General features: G+C 53.4%; 20 protein-coding genes and 1 riboswitch. Of the genes, 17 read left to right on the top strand and 3 right to left on the bottom strand.

Annotated elements, in window-relative coordinates:
* The first annotated feature begins 120 nt into the window (after positions 1-120).
* Together PCH01S_RS05260 and PCH01S_RS05255 are read left to right on the top strand one after the other, a co-directional pair.
* Complete coding sequence (locus PCH01S_RS05260) at positions 121-669, top strand: hypothetical protein (RefSeq protein ID WP_042227350.1); 549 nt, start codon at positions 121-123, stop codon at positions 667-669.
* 88 nt (positions 670-757) lie between these two features.
* On the top strand, positions 758-1,954 hold the full coding sequence (locus PCH01S_RS05255; RefSeq protein WP_042227348.1) for an MFS transporter: 1,197 nt from the start codon (positions 758-760) through the stop codon (positions 1,952-1,954).
* Between the two features lie 232 nt (positions 1,955-2,186).
* Here PCH01S_RS05255 and udk read toward each other — a convergent pair whose 3' ends face one another.
* Entirely contained in the window at positions 2,187-2,816 is a 630-nt protein-coding gene (udk, locus tag PCH01S_RS05250) for a uridine kinase (protein WP_042227346.1), read from the bottom strand.
* Positions 2,817-2,938: 122 nt separating this feature from the next.
* Positions 2,939-3,256 carry a hypothetical protein gene (locus PCH01S_RS05245; protein WP_042227345.1) on the bottom strand — a complete coding sequence of 106 codons (318 nt, stop codon included), beginning with the start codon at positions 3,254-3,256 and terminating at the stop codon, positions 2,939-2,941.
* Between the two features lie 678 nt (positions 3,257-3,934).
* Between PCH01S_RS05245 and PCH01S_RS05240 the strand changes: the two genes are divergently transcribed.
* The 11 genes from PCH01S_RS05240 to PCH01S_RS05185 all read left to right on the top strand — a co-directional run bounded on the left by PCH01S_RS05240 (position 3,935) and on the right by PCH01S_RS05185 (position 13,415).
* Positions 3,935-4,918 carry a metal ABC transporter solute-binding protein, Zn/Mn family gene (locus PCH01S_RS05240; protein WP_042227343.1) on the top strand — a complete coding sequence of 328 codons (984 nt, stop codon included), beginning with the start codon at positions 3,935-3,937 and terminating at the stop codon, positions 4,916-4,918.
* 21 nt (positions 4,919-4,939) lie between these two features.
* Positions 4,940-5,707, top strand: coding sequence for a metal ABC transporter ATP-binding protein (locus tag PCH01S_RS05235; RefSeq protein ID WP_042227342.1), 768 nt, complete (start codon positions 4,940-4,942; stop codon positions 5,705-5,707).
* A gap of 27 nt (positions 5,708-5,734) precedes the next feature.
* A complete protein-coding gene (locus tag PCH01S_RS05230; RefSeq protein ID WP_042227340.1) occupies positions 5,735-6,685 on the top strand; it encodes a metal ABC transporter permease in 951 nt (316 codons plus the stop codon).
* On the top strand, positions 6,672-7,565 hold the full coding sequence (locus PCH01S_RS05225; protein ID WP_042227339.1) for a metal ABC transporter permease: 894 nt from the start codon (positions 6,672-6,674) through the stop codon (positions 7,563-7,565). Before PCH01S_RS05230 ends, PCH01S_RS05225 begins: the two co-directional genes overlap by 14 nt.
* A 169-nt stretch (positions 7,566-7,734) precedes the next feature.
* On the top strand, positions 7,735-8,583 hold the full coding sequence (locus PCH01S_RS05220) for a patatin-like phospholipase family protein (protein WP_042227338.1): 849 nt from the start codon (positions 7,735-7,737) through the stop codon (positions 8,581-8,583).
* Positions 8,584-8,657: 74 nt separating this feature from the next.
* Positions 8,658-8,770, top strand: a riboswitch (TPP riboswitch).
* A gap of 69 nt (positions 8,771-8,839) precedes the next feature.
* The gene (locus tag PCH01S_RS05210; RefSeq protein ID WP_042227480.1) at positions 8,840-9,877 is read left to right on the top strand and encodes an ABC transporter substrate-binding protein; all 1,038 of its coding nucleotides are present in this window, start codon (positions 8,840-8,842) and stop codon (positions 9,875-9,877) included.
* Positions 9,878-9,966: 89 nt separating this feature from the next.
* Positions 9,967-10,260 (top strand): MTH1187 family thiamine-binding protein, encoded by a 294-nt coding sequence (locus PCH01S_RS05205; protein WP_042227334.1) that lies wholly within the window; start codon positions 9,967-9,969, stop codon positions 10,258-10,260.
* Positions 10,257-11,018 carry an ABC transporter permease gene (locus PCH01S_RS05200; protein ID WP_009672896.1) on the top strand — a complete coding sequence of 254 codons (762 nt, stop codon included), beginning with the start codon at positions 10,257-10,259 and terminating at the stop codon, positions 11,016-11,018. The genes PCH01S_RS05205 and PCH01S_RS05200 overlap by 4 nt, the downstream gene beginning before the upstream one ends.
* Positions 11,019-11,030: 12 nt before the next feature.
* Positions 11,031-11,798 carry an ABC transporter ATP-binding protein gene (locus PCH01S_RS05195; protein ID WP_042227333.1) on the top strand — a complete coding sequence of 256 codons (768 nt, stop codon included), beginning with the start codon at positions 11,031-11,033 and terminating at the stop codon, positions 11,796-11,798.
* An 82-nt stretch (positions 11,799-11,880) separates the two neighbouring features.
* Positions 11,881-12,813 (top strand): TatD family hydrolase, encoded by a 933-nt coding sequence (locus tag PCH01S_RS05190; protein WP_084706526.1) that lies wholly within the window; start codon positions 11,881-11,883, stop codon positions 12,811-12,813.
* A gap of 32 nt (positions 12,814-12,845) precedes the next feature.
* Positions 12,846-13,415: a DNA-3-methyladenine glycosylase I gene (locus tag PCH01S_RS05185; protein ID WP_042227332.1), complete on the top strand. Its 570-nt coding sequence runs from the start codon at positions 12,846-12,848 to the stop codon at positions 13,413-13,415.
* Between the two features lie 166 nt (positions 13,416-13,581).
* Here PCH01S_RS05185 and PCH01S_RS05180 read toward each other — a convergent pair whose 3' ends face one another.
* On the bottom strand, positions 13,582-13,881 hold the full coding sequence (locus PCH01S_RS05180) for a hypothetical protein (RefSeq protein ID WP_042227331.1): 300 nt from the start codon (positions 13,879-13,881) through the stop codon (positions 13,582-13,584).
* A 443-nt stretch (positions 13,882-14,324) separates the two neighbouring features.
* Between PCH01S_RS05180 and gnd the strand changes: the two genes are divergently transcribed.
* From gnd to gntK, 4 genes are all read left to right on the top strand, one after another.
* On the top strand, positions 14,325-15,227 hold the full coding sequence (gene gnd, locus PCH01S_RS05175) for a phosphogluconate dehydrogenase (NAD(+)-dependent, decarboxylating) (protein ID WP_042227330.1): 903 nt from the start codon (positions 14,325-14,327) through the stop codon (positions 15,225-15,227).
* A 187-nt stretch (positions 15,228-15,414) separates the two neighbouring features.
* Positions 15,415-16,089, top strand: coding sequence for a GntR family transcriptional regulator (locus PCH01S_RS05170; protein WP_042227329.1), 675 nt, complete (start codon positions 15,415-15,417; stop codon positions 16,087-16,089).
* Between the two features lie 151 nt (positions 16,090-16,240).
* On the top strand, positions 16,241-17,602 hold the full coding sequence (locus tag PCH01S_RS05165) for a GntP family permease (RefSeq protein WP_042227327.1): 1,362 nt from the start codon (positions 16,241-16,243) through the stop codon (positions 17,600-17,602).
* A 70-nt stretch (positions 17,603-17,672) separates the two neighbouring features.
* Complete coding sequence (gene gntK, locus PCH01S_RS05160; RefSeq protein ID WP_042227325.1) at positions 17,673-19,229, top strand: gluconokinase; 1,557 nt, start codon at positions 17,673-17,675, stop codon at positions 19,227-19,229.
* The last annotated feature ends 41 nt before the right edge of the window (positions 19,230-19,270 follow it).

Below are 19,270 nucleotides of genomic sequence, written 5' to 3'. Positions count from 1 at the left end.
ATTATTTCGTGAAATCTGCCGCGCGCCTGAGATTACAGGGTGTTCATCGGGACCGTTTCGGGTAAAATGAAAGCAACCATGCAAGGCTAAACGAAAACGGCCACAAGGAGGCGTTCGCAAATGGCGAGAGGCAATACGATGGTGCCTTTTGGATACGAAGAAGAGCCGCCCGCTCAGCGCGGAACGCTGCTCATTTTTGAAACGTTTGAAGACTGGTCGGAGGACGAACTCGGTCTGATAGAAGCGATTGCGGATCAGCGCAAATTCAGGAAGGTCGTCTTTTATCCCCAGCATGAAGAGAGCTTGAAAAGAATGGGAATCCCCTGCGCCTCGCCTTATCACAAAAGAGTGAAGCTGCTGGAAGAGCTGCTCCGGGACATGCCGGTCGAAAGATACACGGTGGACACGTGGGAGGGCAAGCGTAAGAAATATACGCCCGTCGACACGTCGCTCCGGTTTCTGACCGAGAAATTCGCCAGTCCTTATTTTGTCATGATGAACGATCGTTATGCAGCGGAGTTTGCGGGTTACAAAGGCTTCGACGAATGGATCCGCAAGGTCCGTCTGCTCGTCTGGAAACGGTTCGGCGTGCCGTTGCCGGGCAAGCTGCTGGCTTACGGGGACCGTCTGGACTTTATCGGGGAAAAGGGAGAAAGCGTTGAAGTCTAAAAAAATTAACCGGAGGTCAATTCACAAGCGTTCCAGCCGATGGTACAATAGTCGAGGTGTTTTTCAATAGGCTGGGAGGTTTATCATCATGAACGTATCGTCGGTAAAGACGATGAGTCCGACACGCCGCCTGGTACTTCTGCTGCTGGTTGTCATCATTTCCGGTTTAAGTCAAGGACTTCTGCTTCCGCTGCTGACTATCCTGCTGGAGCAAACAGGCGTGTCTTCGGGAGTTAACGGGTTTAACGCCGCCGCCATGTATATCGGCAGCTTCGCGTCCATGTTCGTAGTCGAACGGATTCTGCTCGCGCTCGGTTACAAGAAAATTCTAATTCTCGGAATTGCCATGGAGACGGTGGCTATTTTGCTGATTCCCGTATGGGGGAATCTTACGTTCTGGTTTATTTTGCGGTTCATTATCGGATTCGGGAATTCCATCCTGCATTACACAACGCAGCTGTGGATTCTGACCTCGGCTCCCCCGGAACGACGGGGCCGCTATATTTCCTACTACGGCATGGCCTACGGAGTCGGTTTCAGTATCGGTCCGGCGGGTATCAATCTGCTCGCGCTCGGTTCCTACGCGCCGTTTTTGACGGTGGCCTTGTTTTACACGGTCGTTATTTTGCTGCTGCAAAGGCTTCCCGATCAGAAGGTTCAGTCGGAAGGGAAGGAGTCGCCCGCCCAGAAGCGGTACGGCACAGCGGCCAAAATTGCCTGGTTCGCGCTTATTCCGACCTTCCTGTACGGCTACACCGAAGCGGTGCTGAACAGCAGCTTCCCGCTGTACGGCCTCCGGCTCGGTCTCACCGATACGACGGTATCTATGCTGCTTCCGCTGGTCGGTTTCGGCGGACTGATTCTGCAACTGCCGCTCGGCATGCTGAGCGACAAAATCGGCCGCAAGCCCGTGCTTCTGGCGGCCGCCGCGATGGGAGCCGCCGCTTTCCTGGCCGTGCCGTTCGCCGGAAGTTCCGTGTGGGGAATCGGCTTTCTCCTGCTGATGGCGGGGGGCATGATCGGGTCCTTCTTCTCGCTGGGACTCGCGTACGCGGCCGACCTGCTCCCGCGGGAACTCCTTCCGTCAGCCAACGTGATCGGCTCGATTCTGTTCAGCATCGGCAGCGTTGTCGGGCCTAATCTGGGGGGACTGGGCATCCAGTATATCTCCCTCAGCAGCCTCTTCTTCCTGCTTGGCTCCGTGTATGTCTTGTTCGTTCTTACCGGGCTTGCGGTCCGGAACCGCAAAAGGGGAGAGGCCGACGCCGGACTAGGACAAGCGTAAAATGCCCTGGGGATGATCGTCCGGTTTGCGATCGGCCGGCGGCCCGCAGGTGTCTATCTATCCGCGCGGCTGTCCGCGCGACTTGCGGCCTGCCGGCCGGATAAGCCTGGCTGCAGCAGACGTCGGCTTACGAGGCGGCGATCCTTTTCCAACTTAAAAAGACCTGAATGCAGCCGAAGCTGTATCCAGGTCTTTTTTTGTGCTTTTGCGGTTGAAGCCGCTGCTTTTGGCGTTAATTAAGATCCGTCAGCAGGGTATCCATATAGCTTTCCGTTAAGGTGGTGAGCAGGCGTATGCCGATCTCGTTTTCTCCGCCTTCGGGAATGATGATGTCCGCATACTTTTTGGATGGCTCGATAAAGGCATCATGCATCGGTTTTACCGTCGTGATGTATTGATCGACAACCGATTCCAGAGAGCGGCCACGTTCGTTCGTATCCCGCATGATGCGGCGCAGAATTCTGACGTCCGGGTCCGTGTCGACAAACACTTTGATATCGAGCGCTTTGCGCAGATGCTCGTCCGTCAGGACGTGGATGCCTTCGATCACAATGATCGGCGTGCCTAGAATGTGAAGCGTTTCGGAGGAACGGGCATGCTGTGTAAAATCATATATCGGGACCTGAATCTCACGGCCTTTCCGAAGTTCGCCGAGATGCTTCAGCAGAAGTTCATTTTCAAACGCGTTCGGATGATCGTAATTGATTTTGGCGCGTTCATCCATGGACAGCTCGCTGCGGTCCGCGTAGTAATTATCTTGGCAAATGAGTGTAACGTTTTTCGTTCCGAGCTCGTCTATGATCGAACGGGCGACCGTTGATTTTCCCGAACCGGTTCCCCCGGCTATCCCAATGACTAACATAAATTATGAAGGCCCTCCCTGTTCAGCGCCCTTTAAGATAAGGCCGGCGCTTTATATACCCTGAATAGTTTATCATAATGTAGAATTTTTTCAAAAAGAAAAAGCTCCTTTCGGAGCGTAATTCACCGGACTTGCTTCGGCGTATGGTAATGATCCTCGCTTACATCCAAATCCTGCTTGGCTTGCTGCAGTTGTTCGATCGTCTGTTGGAGCTGCTGACCGTACCGATCCCCGTCGAACGAATGGATTTGGGCGGCCGCTTCGGCTACCTGACGTTTGGCCGAGCCCAATTTGGCCTGTGCCCGCTGGATCGCATTCGGATCGGCCTGTGTAATGGCCCCCTGAAGCTCGTGCTCCGCTTCCTGCGCCGCCAGAATGGCCGCGTCCGCCGCCTCGACGGCATGCCGGATAAACTGCTGATGCTGCTGACTTTCTACCATGCGTAACAACCTCCTTTTTCTATACGATGTACATTTGCGGGCAGATTGATTCATTCGGTTATTTCCCTGAGCGGAACTATATTTCCTGGGTAAGCGCAAAACTCGATAAACGTGCCAAAATTTCGACACAATATTCTGACAATTCAAAAGGTGATCCGGAATCGCGGAACAATCCGTTATGGAGTGGCGAGATTTGGGCACCCTACGGAAGATAACGAAAGCGGAGGTGAATGAGAGAATGCCGTTCAACAAATCGACCAAAATAGACGATAAGCAAAACAAAAGCCGGTTGAAATCGGAAGCAGTGACCTTAAATTCACGCAAAGCATCGGAGTATCCGCCGAGCTTAAACGAAATCAATAAAAACGAATCGTAAAACCTGAAGAGGGTTCGTCCGCTTGATAACCACTCTGAATAGACTTGATCCGGCGCTGTTTCCGATAAGGGCAGCGTTTCTTTTTTTTTTTTTTTTTGTGCAGGCGCAGATATTTTTCCTTTTGTTAAAAAAGTTTCCCTATTGCAATATTTATATTTTTAGGGAATAATAATAGTGAAAAGAGAACTTTTTTTTGCCCTTTATGTTTCCTTGGGGAAACAAAATTTCCGTAGGGAAAATGTATATAAAGAGGGGTAAACCGCTTAATCAGTTCGCTTACTAAAGATCAGGAGGAGAACAAAATGAATCGATTGCATGAACGGGCTGCCAAAAGACGCGGGAGATGGAAGGGCATGTCCCTGGTGGTTCTGATCGCCGGAAGCGTGATAGCTCTGTCGGCTTGCAGTTCCGAACCTTCCGCAATGGCCGGGGAGAAGGCCGTAGACGCAGGCAAGGTCCGCATTACGACCACAATCGGTATGATTGCCGATATTGCGCGCGAGATAGGCGGAGAACATGTAGAAGTAACCAGTTTGATGAAATCGGGAGTCGATCCCCATCTGTACAAAGCTTCCCAGGGAGATATCTCGAAACTTGACAAAGCGGACATCATTTTTTATAACGGTCTGCATCTGGAAGGGAAGATGACGGAGATTTTGGAACAAATGGGGGGCAAAAAACCGACGGTTGCCGTGTCCGATCCCATTGACCGCAAGGAGCTCCGTTCCGGAGACGATGCCGGTACCCAGTACGACCCCCACATCTGGTTTAATGTAAAAAACTGGATGACCGCTTCGGAAAAAGTCCGGGATGAACTGATCAAATTCGATTCCGCTCACGAACGGGATTACCGCGGCAAGTCCGACGCCTATTTGGCGAAATTAAAAGAACTGGATAGCTACACCCGGTCCGAAATCGCCTCCATACCCGAGGGCGCCCGGGTTCTCGTTACCGCACATGACGCCTTCGGTTATTTCGGTGACGCATACGGCATCAAGGTTATGGGTCTTCAAGGGATGAGCACGGCTTCCGAATACGGGTCTAAGGACGTGACCGATCTGCGCGATTTTCTGGTGGCCAATAAAATCAAAGCCGTTTTTATCGAATCCAGCGTTCCCCAGAAAGCCATAGACGCCGTTATCGAAGGCGCGAAGCAGAAAGGCCATGAGGTGAAGATCGGAGGTACTTTGTATTCCGACGCGATGGGTGAGGAAGGCACGAACGAAGGGACATACATCGGAATGGTCCGCCACAACGTCGACACGATCGTGAAAGCTTTGAAATAAACGAACCGAGGAGGATGCATCATGCAGATTCAGCAGCTCGTGCAGGAGAACCGGTCAAAGCCGCCCCTGCTCATTGAAGATATGACCGTCGCTTACCGGAAGCAGCCGGTACTCAGGCAAGTCACTTTCGCGGCTCCCGAAGGAAGTCTGGTCGGCATAGTCGGACCGAACGGTGCGGGTAAATCGACCCTGATCAAGGCGGCGCTCGGTTTAATCCCGCGTGTGGAGGGGCGTGTGTCCGTTTACGGCAAGCCGTACCGGGAACAGCGCAAACGGGTCGGTTACGTTCCGCAGCGGGAGTCAGTGGACTGGGATTTCCCTACGAACGCGCTTGATGTCGTCACGATGGGAACCTACGGCCGGCTCGGCTGGTTCCGCAGACCCGGCGGGGCCGAACGTAAGCTGGCCCTGGATTGCCTGGAAAAGGTCGGGATGGCCGACTTTGCCTCCCGTCAGATCAGCCAGTTGTCCGGCGGGCAGCAGCAGCGCGTTTTTCTGGCAAGAGCTCTGGCTCAAAAGGCGGACTTGTACTTTATGGATGAGCCGTTCGTCGGTGTGGATGCCGCAACGGAGCGTGCGATTATCAGCCTGCTGGAAGAGCTGAAAAATCAGGGTAAAACAGTGCTGGTCGTCCATCATGACTTGTCGACTGTGGAAGAATACTTCGATACGGTCATGCTGCTGAATGTCGGTCTGATTGCCGCAGGTCCCGTGTCGGAGGTCTTTAACCGCAACAATCTTCAAAAAACTTACGGGGGTCGTCTGGCTCTGCTGGACCGGCGTTTGTAGAAGCTGACGGAAAGGAGAGGGATTGCTTTGCTTACATGGTTGGAAGCCTTGAAGGATCCCAACACGCAGTGGATTCTCTACGGCAGTTCGCTGCTGGGACTCAGCGGCGGTGTGCTGGGAAGTTTTGCTTATTTGCGGAAGCAGTCTTTAATGGGAGACGCACTGTCGCACGCGGCGCTGCCAGGCGTCTGCGCGGCTTTTATGGTGACCGGGTCCAAGTCAATCCTGGGCTTTCTTGCCGGGGCCGCCATCTCGGGTTTGTTAGCTACGTTAAGTATCGGCTGGATGACCCGGCACTCCAAAATAAAGCAGGACACGGCTCTAGGCATCGTTTTATCGGTGTTTTTCGGTTTCGGGATTGTTCTGCTGACTCAGATTCAGCATAGTCCCAGCGGCAATCAGAGCGGACTGGATAAGTTCCTGTTCGGACAGGCGGCATCCATGGTCATGAAGGACGTCTACACCATGGCGGGCGTTTCCGTACTGCTTTTGCTCGTCTGCTCGCTGTTTTACAAAGAGCTGAAGCTTACCAGTTTCGATACGGGATTTGCCAAAGGAATCGGTTATCCGACCGCGCTGCTCGACCAGTTTGTCCTGCTGCTCATTTTGGTTGCCGTCGTTACGGGCATTCAAGCGGTGGGGGTCGTTCTGATGGCGGCGCTGCTCATCACCCCGGCGGTCGCGGCAAGATACTGGACGGAAAAGCTCGGAACCATGGTCGTTCTGTCCGGGTTGTTCGGTGCGATAAGCGGGGCGCTTGGCACACTGTTCAGCACGATCGGCAGCAATATGCCGACGGGGCCGCTCAGCGTTCTTGCGGCAACGGCCTGGTTCCTGGTTTCGCTCGTGTTCGGCGCGAGCAAGGGACTTATGCCCAAACTTCTGCTTAAATGGTCGGCATACCGTTCGGTTCAAAAGGCGAAGCTCCCGTACGAGAGTAAGAGAGCGCAAAGAGAAGGGGTGAGTGTCGGTGATTAGCGGATGGATTATTCTAACCGGCGTTCTTGTCGCTTGCGCCTGCTCGCTGGTCGGGTGTTTCCTGGTACTGAGGAATATGGCCATGATCGGCGACGCCATCAGTCATTCCGTTCTGCCGGGTATTGTGATCGCATTTCTGATCAGCGGCTCCCGGGATTCCTTCGTCATGATGCTGGGGGCATCCGCGGTCGGTCTGCTTACCGTTTTTTTGATCCAGTTTTTTAAGCAAAGCGGGGTACAGGCCGATGCTTCCATCGGTGTCGTCTTTACGGCGCTTTTTGCGGTAGGGGTCGTACTTGTCAGTCTTTATGCGGGTCATATCGACCTGGATTTGGATTGCGTTCTCTACGGTGAAATTGCTTACGTGCCCTGGGATACCCTCACGATTGCCGGAATAGCCGTCGGGCCCAAAGCGGTCTGGGCGGTCGGTCTGGCTTTTATCCTCGGCCTGCTGCTCATCGGAATGTTTTTCAAGCAATTTAAACTCTGTTCCTTCGATCCGGCGGCGGCGGCCGCTATGGGAATCCCCGTGGCGTTGTTTCATTACCTGCTCATGGGGCTCGTTTCGATGACGACTGTAGCTTCGTTCGAAAGCGTAGGCGCTATTCTCGTTGTCGGTATGCTAGTCGTGCCGCCTGCGGCAGCTTATCTTCTGACGGAACGGCTGAGTGTCATGATTCCGCTCAGTATGGGGATCGGAGCGGCGAGCGCGGTTTTGGGCTACGGGTTAGCCTATCTGCTGGACGCGTCCATAGCAGGCTGTATCATTTGTGCCGCGGGAGGGCTGTTCGTCCTTGCTTTTCTGTTTTCTCCCGGTCAAGGCGTCGTGGCCCGCAAGTGGAGCCGGCCCCGCCTTTCTGATAACCGAAAGCCCGCATGAAGCGGGTTTTTATTTTGCGTTCAAGAAGCGGATTCGATAGGGAAAACACGGGACGACCTCCAAAAGCAAGAAAATCCCGGTAAAATCACGATGCGCACCGTTTTGTTTAGCGGTAAAATTGTAGTATGCTAATCATATTGGAACGAGAGATATAAAGGGAGGGGCGGAAATGGCTTCACTTGGTTTGGTGCTTGAGGGTGGAGGAATGCGCGGCGTTTATACCGCGGGAGTCCTTGAGTATTTAATGGAGAAGGACTGGTACGTTCCTTACGTAATCGGCGTTTCTGCCGGCGCATGTAATGCGGCATCTTATCTTTCTCGGCAGCCGGGGCGCAATAAGAAAGTTACGATCGGGTTCGTTACCGACCGCAGATATATCAGTTACCGCAATCTGATCCGGGAAAAGAGCATCTTCGGGATGGATTTTATCTTCGATGAGATCCCGAATAACTTGGTTCCTTTCGATTTTCAAACCTTTTACGGAGCAAGTCATGAACTGGTAATCGGAACGACGGATGCCCTAAGCGGAGAAGCGGTCTTTTTCAGGAAAAACGAAGCGCCCGAAATGTCGCTTTCGCTTATCCGGGCTTCGAGTTCACTGCCGTTCGTCTCCCAGCCCGTGCAGTATCAGGAAAGAACGCTGTTTGACGGCGGCATCACGGCGCCCATTCCGATTCATCAGTCGATGAAAGACGGGAACGAACGCAATATCGTGGTGCTCACCCGCCCGAAGGGTTACCGGAAGACACCGTTCAAGCAGCAGTGGCTGGCTCGGCGGTTTTATCCGTCCTATCCGGGGCTTGTCCGCGCAATGGTGGAGCGTAGCCTGGTTTACAACCGGACGCTGGATGAAATCGAACGGCTGGAAGGAGAGGGCAAAGTCATCGTGATCCGTCCGTCGACCCCGTTCAAGGTAGGGCGGATGGAGAAGGATACGTCCAGGCTCGAAGCGCTGCACGATCTGGGCTACAAAGATGCCGCGGAAGCGAAAGAAAAATTGCGGGAGTGGCTGTCTTAACGGATGAGTCCTGCCATTTACCTGGACAAACCGGGACCGTATGCTATAATAGACCCAGAAATGCACGACAACCGAATAAGACGCAGGGGTGCTGGAATCGGCCGGCTGAGATTGTATCCCATAAAGATACTGACCCTTACACCTGATCTGGATAATGCCAGCGTAGGAAACCGTACGGATACTATCGACTTTATGTGCGCTCCCGATCAGGGGGCGCTTTTTTGGCTTGTCTGCGGATAAAGAAGGAGAGAAGACGATGAAACGGGTCATACGTACAACAGCGCTTGCCGCGGCTTTTGCCGTTGCGCTTGCCGGATGCGGCAAATCAGGGGGAAATGAAGGGGCTCAATCGTCGCCGGAAGCGGCGCAGACGCCTGCAGCGGTTCAGAAAACGGACATCAAAGTCGTTCTGGACTGGTCGCCCAACACGAATCATACCGGCCTCTACGTCGCCAAAGCCAAAGGCTATTTTGCTGAAAAAGGGTTGAATGTAGACATCATCCAGCCGGGAGCGGGAGGCGCGGACGCCATGGTCGCTTCGGGTGCCGCGGACTTCGGCGTAAGCTACCAGGAAGGAATTACGCAGGCCCGTACGCAAAGCGTGCCGATCGTTTCCATTGCGGCGATTATTCAGCACAATACGTCGGGTTTCGCCTCTCCGGCCGCTAAAAATATCAAGAAGCCTAAAGATTTTGAAGGCAAAACATACGGCGGGTGGGGATCTCCGGCCGAGAATGCGATGATCGACTCGCTGATGCAGACCGATAAGGCCGATCCGTCGAAGGTGAAAATCGTCAACATGGGCGACGCGGATTTCTTTACTGCCGTGAAGCGCGATATTGATTTCGCCTGGATTTATTACGGCTGGACAGGCATTGAATCCGAGCTTCGCAAGGAGCCGTTGAATATGGTTTATCTTACCGACTATTCGAAACAGCTCGATTACTATACACCGGTCCTCGCCACCAGCGAGAAAGTGATCAAAGAAAAGCCTGAGCTCGTCAAATCGTTCCTGGAGGCGGCCTCGCAAGGCTACCAGTTCGCGATCGACAAGCCCGAGGAGGCGGCTGGCGTTCTGTCCGAAGCGGTACCGGAGCTGGACAAAAACCTCGTGCTGGCCAGCCAGAAATGGCTGAGCCCGAAATACAAGGACGACGCTCCGCGTTGGGGCGAGCAGAAAAAAGAAGTGTGGGAAAACTACGCGAAATGGATGCTTGATCACAAGCTTTTGGAGAAAAGCCTCGAAGCCGATAAGGCATTTACGAACGAGTTTCTGCCTCCTGCCGGCAAGTGATGTCCGAAGCGGAGAAAATTTTCATCCGGTTTGCCTTATACGTTCATACATGATGCCGTTCTGCCAAGTACGGCAAGGAGGATTTTCTTATGGCTAATGCACTCGTCAGTATTCAGATTATCCCGAAAACGAAGAACGGGGAAGATGTGATCCCTTATGTGGATCGCGCAATCGAAGTGATTCAGCAATCCGGCGTCAAGCATGAAGTTCATCCGCTGGAAACGACGATGGAAGGCGATTTGAACGAACTGCTGGACGTGGTCCGGAAAATGAACGAAGCGATGATCGAGTTCGGAAGCCCCAATGTGATCTCGCAAGTGAAGATCTATTTCAATCCCGAGGGCGCATCGATGGACAAGCTGACGGAGAAATACCGTCCATGATCCGTTCCTTATGGAAGAAAGGATGGCCGCCTTTACTGACGGCCATCCTTCTGCTGCTTTTATGGCAGCTTGGCGTCACTTGGGCCGGCACGCCGGCCTGGAGGCTTCCGGCGCCTCTGCAGATCGTGGAGGAAGGCATCCGGCAGGCGCCCCTGCTGGGTAAACATGTGAGTTTTACGGTCTCCATTACGCTGCTTGGTTTTGCCATCGGCTCGGCGCTCGGGCTGCTCATCGCCTGCCTGCTTCATGTGATTCCCGGAATGAAAGCGGCCTTCTATCCGCTGCTGGTTCTGTCCCAGAATGTTCCGACGATCGCACTGGCGCCGCTCTTGATGATCTGGTTTGGCTTCGGGCTGCTGCCGAAGCTTATTGTCATTACGCTTGTGTGTTTCTTCCCGGTAACGGTAGCGGCGCTCGGGGGGTTGTCAAACCCCGATCCGGGCATGCACCGTTATCTGGAAATGATCGGGGCACGACGCAGCCAGCTGTTCTGGAAGCTGGAGCTTCCCTACGCGCTGCCGTCCGTCTTTTCGGGGCTGAAAATTTCCGCCACTTACAGCGTTATGGGCGGGGTTATCGCCGAATGGCTCGGTTCCGACAAAGGAATCGGCGTTTTTATGCTGTTGGCCAAGTCTTCCTTCCGTACGGACCGCGTGTTCGTAGCCATCTTCCTTATTGTCGTTCTGAGTCTCCTACTGTTTGGAGCCATCGTGCTGCTGGAAAAATGGACCGTACGCTGGAAACCCGATAAACATTAGGAGGAGAAAGCGATGAAAAAGCTGGAATTAAAAGAGATTTCCAAGTCGTTCTCCACAGGGGGAAGCGACACGAAAATTCTTAACGGGATTAACCTTCATGTAAACGAAGGGGAATTCGTCTCCCTGATCGGTCCTTCCGGCAGCGGAAAAACGACGCTGTTTCATCTCATAGGCGGATTGATCCGACCTTCGTCTGGACAGATTGTTATGGAGGGCAGCGACGTAACCGGCAGGAAGGGGCTCGTCAGCTATATGCCCCAGCAGGCGTCTTTGCTTCCTTGGAGGACTGTGGAAGAGAACGTAATCCTGGCTCGTGAGACGGCAGGCCTGCCTAAAGCGGAATCGCTGGTGCTGGCCAGGGAATGGCTGGCTAAAGTGGGTCTGCAAGGCTATGAGAAGGAACATCCGCACGTCTTGTCCGGGGGAATGCAGCAGCGCGTCTCGTTTCTGCGGGCTCTGCTCAGTCCTCAGGAGCTGATGTGTCTGGACGAGCCGTTCGGTGCGCTGGACGCGTTGACGCGTGAAGAAATGCAGCACTGGCTGCTTAAAATATGGGAACAGAATAAGCGCTCCGTACTCTTCATTACGCACAGTCTGGAAGAGGCTCTGCTGCTTTCGGACCGCATCTATCTGCTATCGGATAAGCCGAGCAGGATCGAGAGAGAGGTCATCGTTCCTTTCGAGCGTCCGCGTGCGCTTACGATTACGGAAGATCCGGCGTTTATCTCGATGAAAAGAGAACTGATCAATCTGATGAAGTCCGTAGGAAGCGGAAGCTGAAACATTCAGCTCCTCTGCCTGCGGGCTGTCTTGTATATCCGTACGCAAATCACAGAGTAATCGGAAACGGAGGCCGAAAGAAATGAACAAAACGATGAGTGAATCGATAAAAGAATCGATAAAAGAACCGATAAAAGAACCGATGATTGATAGGAAGGGGTTCGAGCCCGGAGCCGTCGGTGACCGTAAGGCGCACGACTCGGAAAAACTTCGTTATATCGATGCTCACATCCATCTGGAACAGTATGGAGAGCAGGAACGTTCCTTGATTTTCCATGATATTGCGGAAGGTATTCCCATCTCTATGCTGCTAGCCGTGTCCATGAACCTCCCTTCATGTCAGAGAACCCGGGAACTTTACCGCCGGTATCCCCACATAGTCCGGCCCGCTTACGGATTTCATCCCGAGCAGCCGCTTCCCTCGGAGGATGAGCTTGCGGAACTGCTGGCGTGGATGGAGCAAACCGTTCACGAAGCCGCGGCCGTAGGGGAAATCGGTCTGCCTTATTACATGCGGACGGAAGTTGAGCAGGCCGGGCAAGCATTTTATTTACAGCCTTACATTGATTTGTTGGAGCGCTTTATTGCTTTTGCCGCTAAACACAACAAGCCTGTCGTTCTGCACGCCGTTTACGAAGACGCGGACCTCGTGCTTGACCTGCTGGAACGGTACAAAATAGAACACGCTCATTTTCACTGGTTTAAAGGTTCTGAAAAAACAGTCGAACGTATGATCGGTTTAGGGTATTATATATCTATAACCCCGGATATCTCCTACGAAGAGGAAATCAGGCGGTTGGCGGCCCGCTATCCGCTGGAGCTGATGATGGCCGAAACGGACGGTCCTTGGCCGTTCGAAGGAGCGTACGACGGCAGAATGACACATCCCTTGATGGTGGCTGACGTTGTACGACATATTGCCGGGATTAAATCGGTCGCGGTAGAAGAAGCGGCTGCGCAAGTGTACGGCAACACGTGCACCTTCTATAGGCTGCAGCGGCAGGCTTCCGGGTGACAGATCATGCAGAAAAACGGAGGTACATACAAATGGAACTTATACGGTGCGGCTGGGTCAATCAGGATCCGCTCTACGTGAATTATCACGATCACGAATGGGGAGTTCCGGAGAGGGACGACCGCAAGCTGTTTGAAATGCTATGTCTCGAAGGCGCTCAGGCGGGTTTAAGCTGGTATACGGTGCTTAAAAAGAGGGAGCATTACCAGAACGTTTACGACGGGTTCGACGCGGAGAAAATTGCGGGCTACGGCGAGGACAAGCAGGCCGAGCTGCTTCAGGACCCGGGAATCATCCGCAACCGGCTGAAAGTCAATGCGTTTGTCCGCAATGCGCAGGCGTTTCTGAAGATCCAGGAGAAAACTGGCAGCTTTGCAGACTATATCTGGAGTTTTGTGGATGGACAGCCCGTACAGAATCATTGGAGTTCGCTGCAGGAAGTACCTGCAAGCACACCTCAATCGGATGCGATGAGCAAAGCGCTAAAAAAAGACGGATTCACTTTCGTGGGCTCGACGATCTGCTATGCGTATATGCAGGCATGTGGACTTGTCAACGATCATTTGACGACCTGTATATGTCATCCGTCCAATCAAAAATAAAAAGCCGTTCTTAAGCGGGTAGAATGAACGCCGGGAAAGATCCTATTAAAAGAGGAATCATTCATAATCGTTCGAGTAGAACAAGATTAGAATACGAGAAGAAAAAAGGGAACCTCTGCAGCCGGGGTTCCCTTTTGATCTGTAGAGGGGAGGTGAACCGGGTGGTTCAGGCGTACATCAGGATCTTCTCCTGCAGGCTCACACGGATGAATTCAATGCGCTTGCGGATATAAAAATCGAGTGCCGCGCCTTTAAGCTCTTGGGGAGAAACACGGGTGTCTGTATCGTTATCTATAATGGTGACGGAGCCGTCATCAAAAAATTTAAAAGTCAAGTCATCCCATTGAGCATTCGTTTCGCCCAGCAGGTCGTCGATCTGCCATGAATGCAGAGATTCTGTATCATTCAACATTTTCTGAAACCAAAAATCGCGTTCGATGAAGCGAACATTTTTCCACAGACTCATAGCAAAACCCTCCTTGGGACGCATACGATAAGTATGCGAACGAATGTTTGTTTTTAGTATATCAAACGTTTGTTCCCGTGTGAAGTAGTTTTGCCATATTTTTTCTGAAAATGGCAATCATTTTTGTAAAAAATCCGTCATTATCTATCCGAAAGCGGGAATAATAGGGCAAACGACCGTAGAAAACAATTGGAAAATGCCCAAACGGCTTCGTTAAAGAGGCTTAAAAAGGCGAAAATCGCTGCATTCGGAAGCAAACAAGGTGTTCTGCAAAGCGAAATGAGTAACAATAAGGAATTATCTTCAATATAAAACGTTCTGAAAAAAGAACAATTTTCCGTTTTATAGAGCGCTTTCAAAAAGAGTGTTTACAGAATCCGAGAACGGAGTTATGATAAAAACATATCTTGTATACAAGTATACCAGAAGGGAAATCAGACATCATGAGAATTGGTATGGTCGGTTTGGGTAAGATGGGTTACAATCTCGTTCAAAATTTGCTCCGTCATGGACATGAGGCGGTTGTATTCGATAAAGATCCCGCTCCGGGTAAGCGGCTCGCCGGACTAGGCGCCGTTCCGGCGGAAAATTTGGAGGAACTGGTAGCGAACCTTCCCGCTCCCAGAACGGTGTGGATGATGGTACCCGCAGGGAAAATCGTCGACAGCGTCATTGATTCGCTTCTTCCGCTTCTTGATGCGGGCGACGTGCTGATCGACGGCGGAAACTCTCACTATAAGGAATCGGTGGCGCGTTCTGAAAAACTCGCCGCACACGGGATTCATTACATGGATGTCGGAACTTCCGGAGGAACGGAAGGAGCCGAGCGCGGAGGCTGTTTCATGATCGGGGGAGACAAGGATGCGTTCGAGAAAATCGAACCCATTTTCCGCGACATGGCCGTCGATAAAGGGTATTTCTACGGAGGCAAAAGCGGCTCGGGCCATTTTCTCAAAATGGTTCACAACGGGATCGAATACGGGATGATGCAGGCGATCGCGGAAGGCTTCGAAGTGCTGGATAAGAGCGGCTTCGACTTCGATTACGAGAAGGTAGCCGAAGTATGGTCGAACGGTTCGGTTATCCGGGGCTGGCTGATGGAGCTGGCCGGACAGGCTTTCTCCAAAGATCCCAAGCTGGAAGGAATCCGCGGCGTGATGCAGAGTTCGGGCGAGGGCAAGTGGACCGTGGAGACCGCGCTGGATCTCGGAGCGAATGCGCCGGTGATCGCGATGTCTCTGTTCATGCGCTACCGTTCGCTGGAAACGGACACGTTCCACGGCAAGGTTGTGGCCGCGCTGCGCAATGAGTTCGGCGGACATGCCGTCGTACGCAGCGCCGATTGATTGATACGAATGCATGCGGCCCGCAGGCAGCTGATCTAAAGCTTGCCCGGCATGGATGCTCCGGCTGAAGATATGCTACAATTGACGTGACTTCGGAAGGCGGGAAAAGAAGGCCCTTTGGCCGGCTTTTCAACCGCCGGACAAGGTCAGCGTACCTTTAGCCCATTGGTAAGGAGAGTTGTGCATCATGCGTTATCCGTCTGCGTGGCTCAGAGGCGTTTCTCTGGGAGAGTCCATCGCCAGCGAATTAAGGCTGCAAATTATTAACGGGAGCATCAAGCCCGGTGAAGTGATTTCCGAAAACCGTATAGCGTCCGACTTCGGCACAAGCCGTTCGCCTGTCCGGGAGGCCCTGAAAGCGTTGTCCATTGAAGGACTGATCCGTCTGGAACGAATGGGAGCCGTCGTACTGGGGCTAAGCCAGACAGATGTGCAGGAATTATACGATGTCCGTTTTATTATCGAGAGCTTCGTGCAGGACAGGCTCGCACTGGCCAATCAGGCATCTCTGATCGGTAAACTGAACCAGATTATCGACAGGATGGAGCTGGCGGTCAAACACGGCGACCCCGAGGATTTCGCCTTTCAGGACATCACGTTTCACGAAACGATTATCGAAGCGGCCCGCCATAAAAGGGTGCTGCATTTGTGGACCAGCATCCGGCAAATCGTTATCACGGTTCTGCTGATTACAACGGATGAAATTTTTTCACAGGGAGAAGAGAAGCTCCTGGACGTAATCGAGAAGCACCGGGCCATCGTGAGAGGTCTTGAAACTCATGATCCCGCTGTCATCGGGCAAGTGGTCCGCAATTATTTCGCCGATTCACGGCAAACTCTTGAAACCAGTTTACCCTCTTAAAAAAACGGGGAAAATGTAAGCGGCCGGTAAAATGGCGCTTGCGTACGAATAAACTTGTCGACATGTATACAACATAACTATTCAAGGCAGTAACCGAATGAAAGCGCTATTAGACGATAAAACTTTTGAATCACACATCTGGAGGTCAGTCATGAACAGCATTTTCGGACTTAGTCATTCCGTCACTTTATTAGTCTGGACTCTGATTTCGATTGTATTTTTAGTGGTGTTTATCGCTAAATTCAAATGGAATCCGTTTGTTACTCTCATTATTTCGGCTCTCATGCTCGGCCTCTTGTCCGGGATGAAAGCCCAGGATGTCATTAAGGCGGTCACCGGCGGGTTAGGCGGCACCTTGGGCACGATCGCAATCGTCATCGCGCTGGGCACCATGCTCGGCAAAATGATGGCGGAATCCGGCGGCGCCGAAAAAATCGCGACGACCCTGGTCGACCGGTTCGGTGAAAAACGCGTCCACTGGGCCATGATGGTGGTCGGTTTTATCGTGGGGATTCCCGTGTTTTTCGAAGTCGGGCTGATTCTGCTCATTCCGATCGTCTTTACTGTGGCGCGCAAAACAAAAATGCCGCTGCTGCAGATCGGGATTCCGATTCTGGCCGGTCTTTCGACGGTGCACGGCCTGGTTCCGCCCCATCCCGCGCCGATGATCGCCATCGATGCGTACAAGGCGGATTTGGGCAAAACGATTCTGTACTCGCTGCTGATCGGACTGCCGACGGCGATTATTGCCGGACCCCTATTCGGTAAATTTATCGGGAAACGGATTCAGGCCGAACCGCCGGCCAAATTGGCCGAGCAGTTTGCCGTAAGCGAAAACCGGAATCTGCCCGGCTTCGGTATCACACTGTTTACGATTCTCCTGCCGGTTATTCTCATGCTGATCGGCTCCGTTGCCAACATTGTCGATCCGAAAGGCACGAGCGGCCTGACTGTTTTCTGCGAATTCATCGGGCATGAAATTATCGCGCTGCTGATCGCCGTCGTGTTCTCTTTCTTCTCGCTCGGCTTTGCCCGCGGCTTCAAAAAAGAAGACATTTCACGCTTCACGAGCGAATGTCTGGCGCCTACGGCGACGATTATCCTCATTATCGGGGGTGGCGGTGCGTTCAAGCAGGTTCTGATCAGCAGCGGCGTGGGGGCCGCAATCGCCGAATTCGCCACGCAGGCGAACGTGAACGTGATCCTGTTCGCGTGGCTCGTAGCGGCGCTGATCCGGGTTGCCACCGGCTCCGCGACAGTAGCGATGACGACCGCGGCCGGCATTGTAGCGCCGGTGCTCGCGCAAACGCCGGGCGCTAATCTGGAGCTTGTCGTGCTTGCGACCGGCGCCGGCTCCATCGTCCTGTCCCATGTCAACGACGCCGGGTTCTGGATGGTGAAAGAGTTTTTCAACCTTTCCGTTCCGCAGACCTTGAAATCATGGACGGTTATGGAAACCCTGCTGTCCGTTATCGGGCTCGCTTTTATTATGATACTCAGCGTGATTATCTAAGAAACGTTCCACAGACAGCCCGGACACACGTCCGGGCCGTCAGTCTTAACAGAGAAAGAAGGAGTAGGAAATGAACAGCATGACCCGCTATATGATCGGAGTCGATATCGGAACAACGAGCACTAAAGCGGTGCTTTTCGAAGAGAACGGAAAGGTCGTCGCCAAAGCGGGCGGCGGCTATCCTTTATATACCCCGACCTCGTCTACAGCCGAGCAGGACCCGGATGAGATTTTCCAGGCCGTCCTGAAGTCGGTGAGAGGCGTAATGGACCAAGCCAGGGTACTGCCTGGCGAGGTTCTTTTCGTTTCGTTCAGCTCCGCCATGCACAGTGTGCTTCCGGTAGACCCGGAAGGTAAACCGCTTATGCGCTGCATGACCTGGGCGGATAACCGGAGCGCGGAGTGGTCGGGGCGGCTCAAAAAAGACCTGGGCGGCCACGAGCTTTACCTGCGTACGGGCACGCCGGTCCATCCGATGTCTCCGCTGACCAAGCTGATGTGGCTCCGCCATGACCATCCCGAGATTTTCGGCAAAACGGCCAAATTCATTTCGATCAAAGAATATGTATTTGCCAAGCTGTTCGGGACTTATCTCGTCGATCACTCGGTCGCTTCGTCCACGGGCCTTTTCAACCTGCAGGCGCTGGACTGGGACGCACAGGCGCTCGAGCTTGCCGGGATTACCCCCGACAGGCTGTCCAGGCCCGTACCGACGACTCACGTCGTCGAAGGCTTGAGCGCGTCTTACGCGGCCGAGATGGGGCTTGCGCCGTCTACGCCGTTTGTCGTCGGAGCGAGCGACGGCGTCTTGTCCAACCTCGGCGTAAACGCGATTGAGCCCGGGGTCGTCGCCGCGACGATCGGAACCAGCGGAGCCATCCGCACGGTCGTGGACCGGCCCGTAACCGATCCGAAAGGGCGCATATTCTGCTATGCGCTGACGGAGTCGTACTGGGTGATCGGGGGGCCGGTCAACAACGGGGGAATGCTTTTTCGCTGGGTGCGCGACGAGTTTGCCGCCTCGGAAGTGGAGGCCGCCAAACGGCTCGGCATCGACTCCTACGATCTGCTGACGCAGATCGCCGGGCAGGTTCGTCCCGGGTCCGACGGGCTCCTTTTCCATCCATATTTAAGCGGGGAGAGGGCTCCCCTGTGGAATCCGGATGCGCGCGGTTCTTTCTTCGGGCTGACCCTGCACCACAAGAAGGAGCATATGATCCGTGCGGTACTGGAAGGGGTCATTTTCAACCTGTACACGGTGCTGCTGGCCATGGAGGAGAAAATCGGACGCCCGGCGAGAATACACGCCACAGGCGGCTTTGCGCGCTCGGCTCTCTGGAGGCAGATGATGGCCGATATTTTCGACCAGGAGGTCGTCATTCCCGAAAGCATCGAGAGCTCCTGCCTGGGGGCGGCCGTGCTGGGTTTGTATGCGACAGGTCGCGTAGATTCGCTCGGCGTCGTTTCCGGAATGATCGGAGCCACGCATAAGCATGAGCCGGATAAGGCCAATGCCCGCATTTACCACAAGCTGCTCCCGATCTTCATCGGCCTGTCACGCAAGCTGGAAGAGGAATATTCGGCGATCGCCGCTTTCCAGCAGGAAGTTTTTAAGGACCGGAACTGACCTTGCAATCAATGTGGTAAAAATCTCCATAAAATTAAAGC

Source organism: Paenibacillus chitinolyticus NBRC 15660, from assembly GCF_000739915.1.
Lineage (GTDB): Bacteria > Bacillota > Bacilli > Paenibacillales > NBRC-103111 > Paenibacillus_F > Paenibacillus_F chitinolyticus.
The sequence above is the reverse complement of the archived record's forward strand: the minus strand, read 5'-3'. Positions and strand labels throughout refer to the sequence as shown.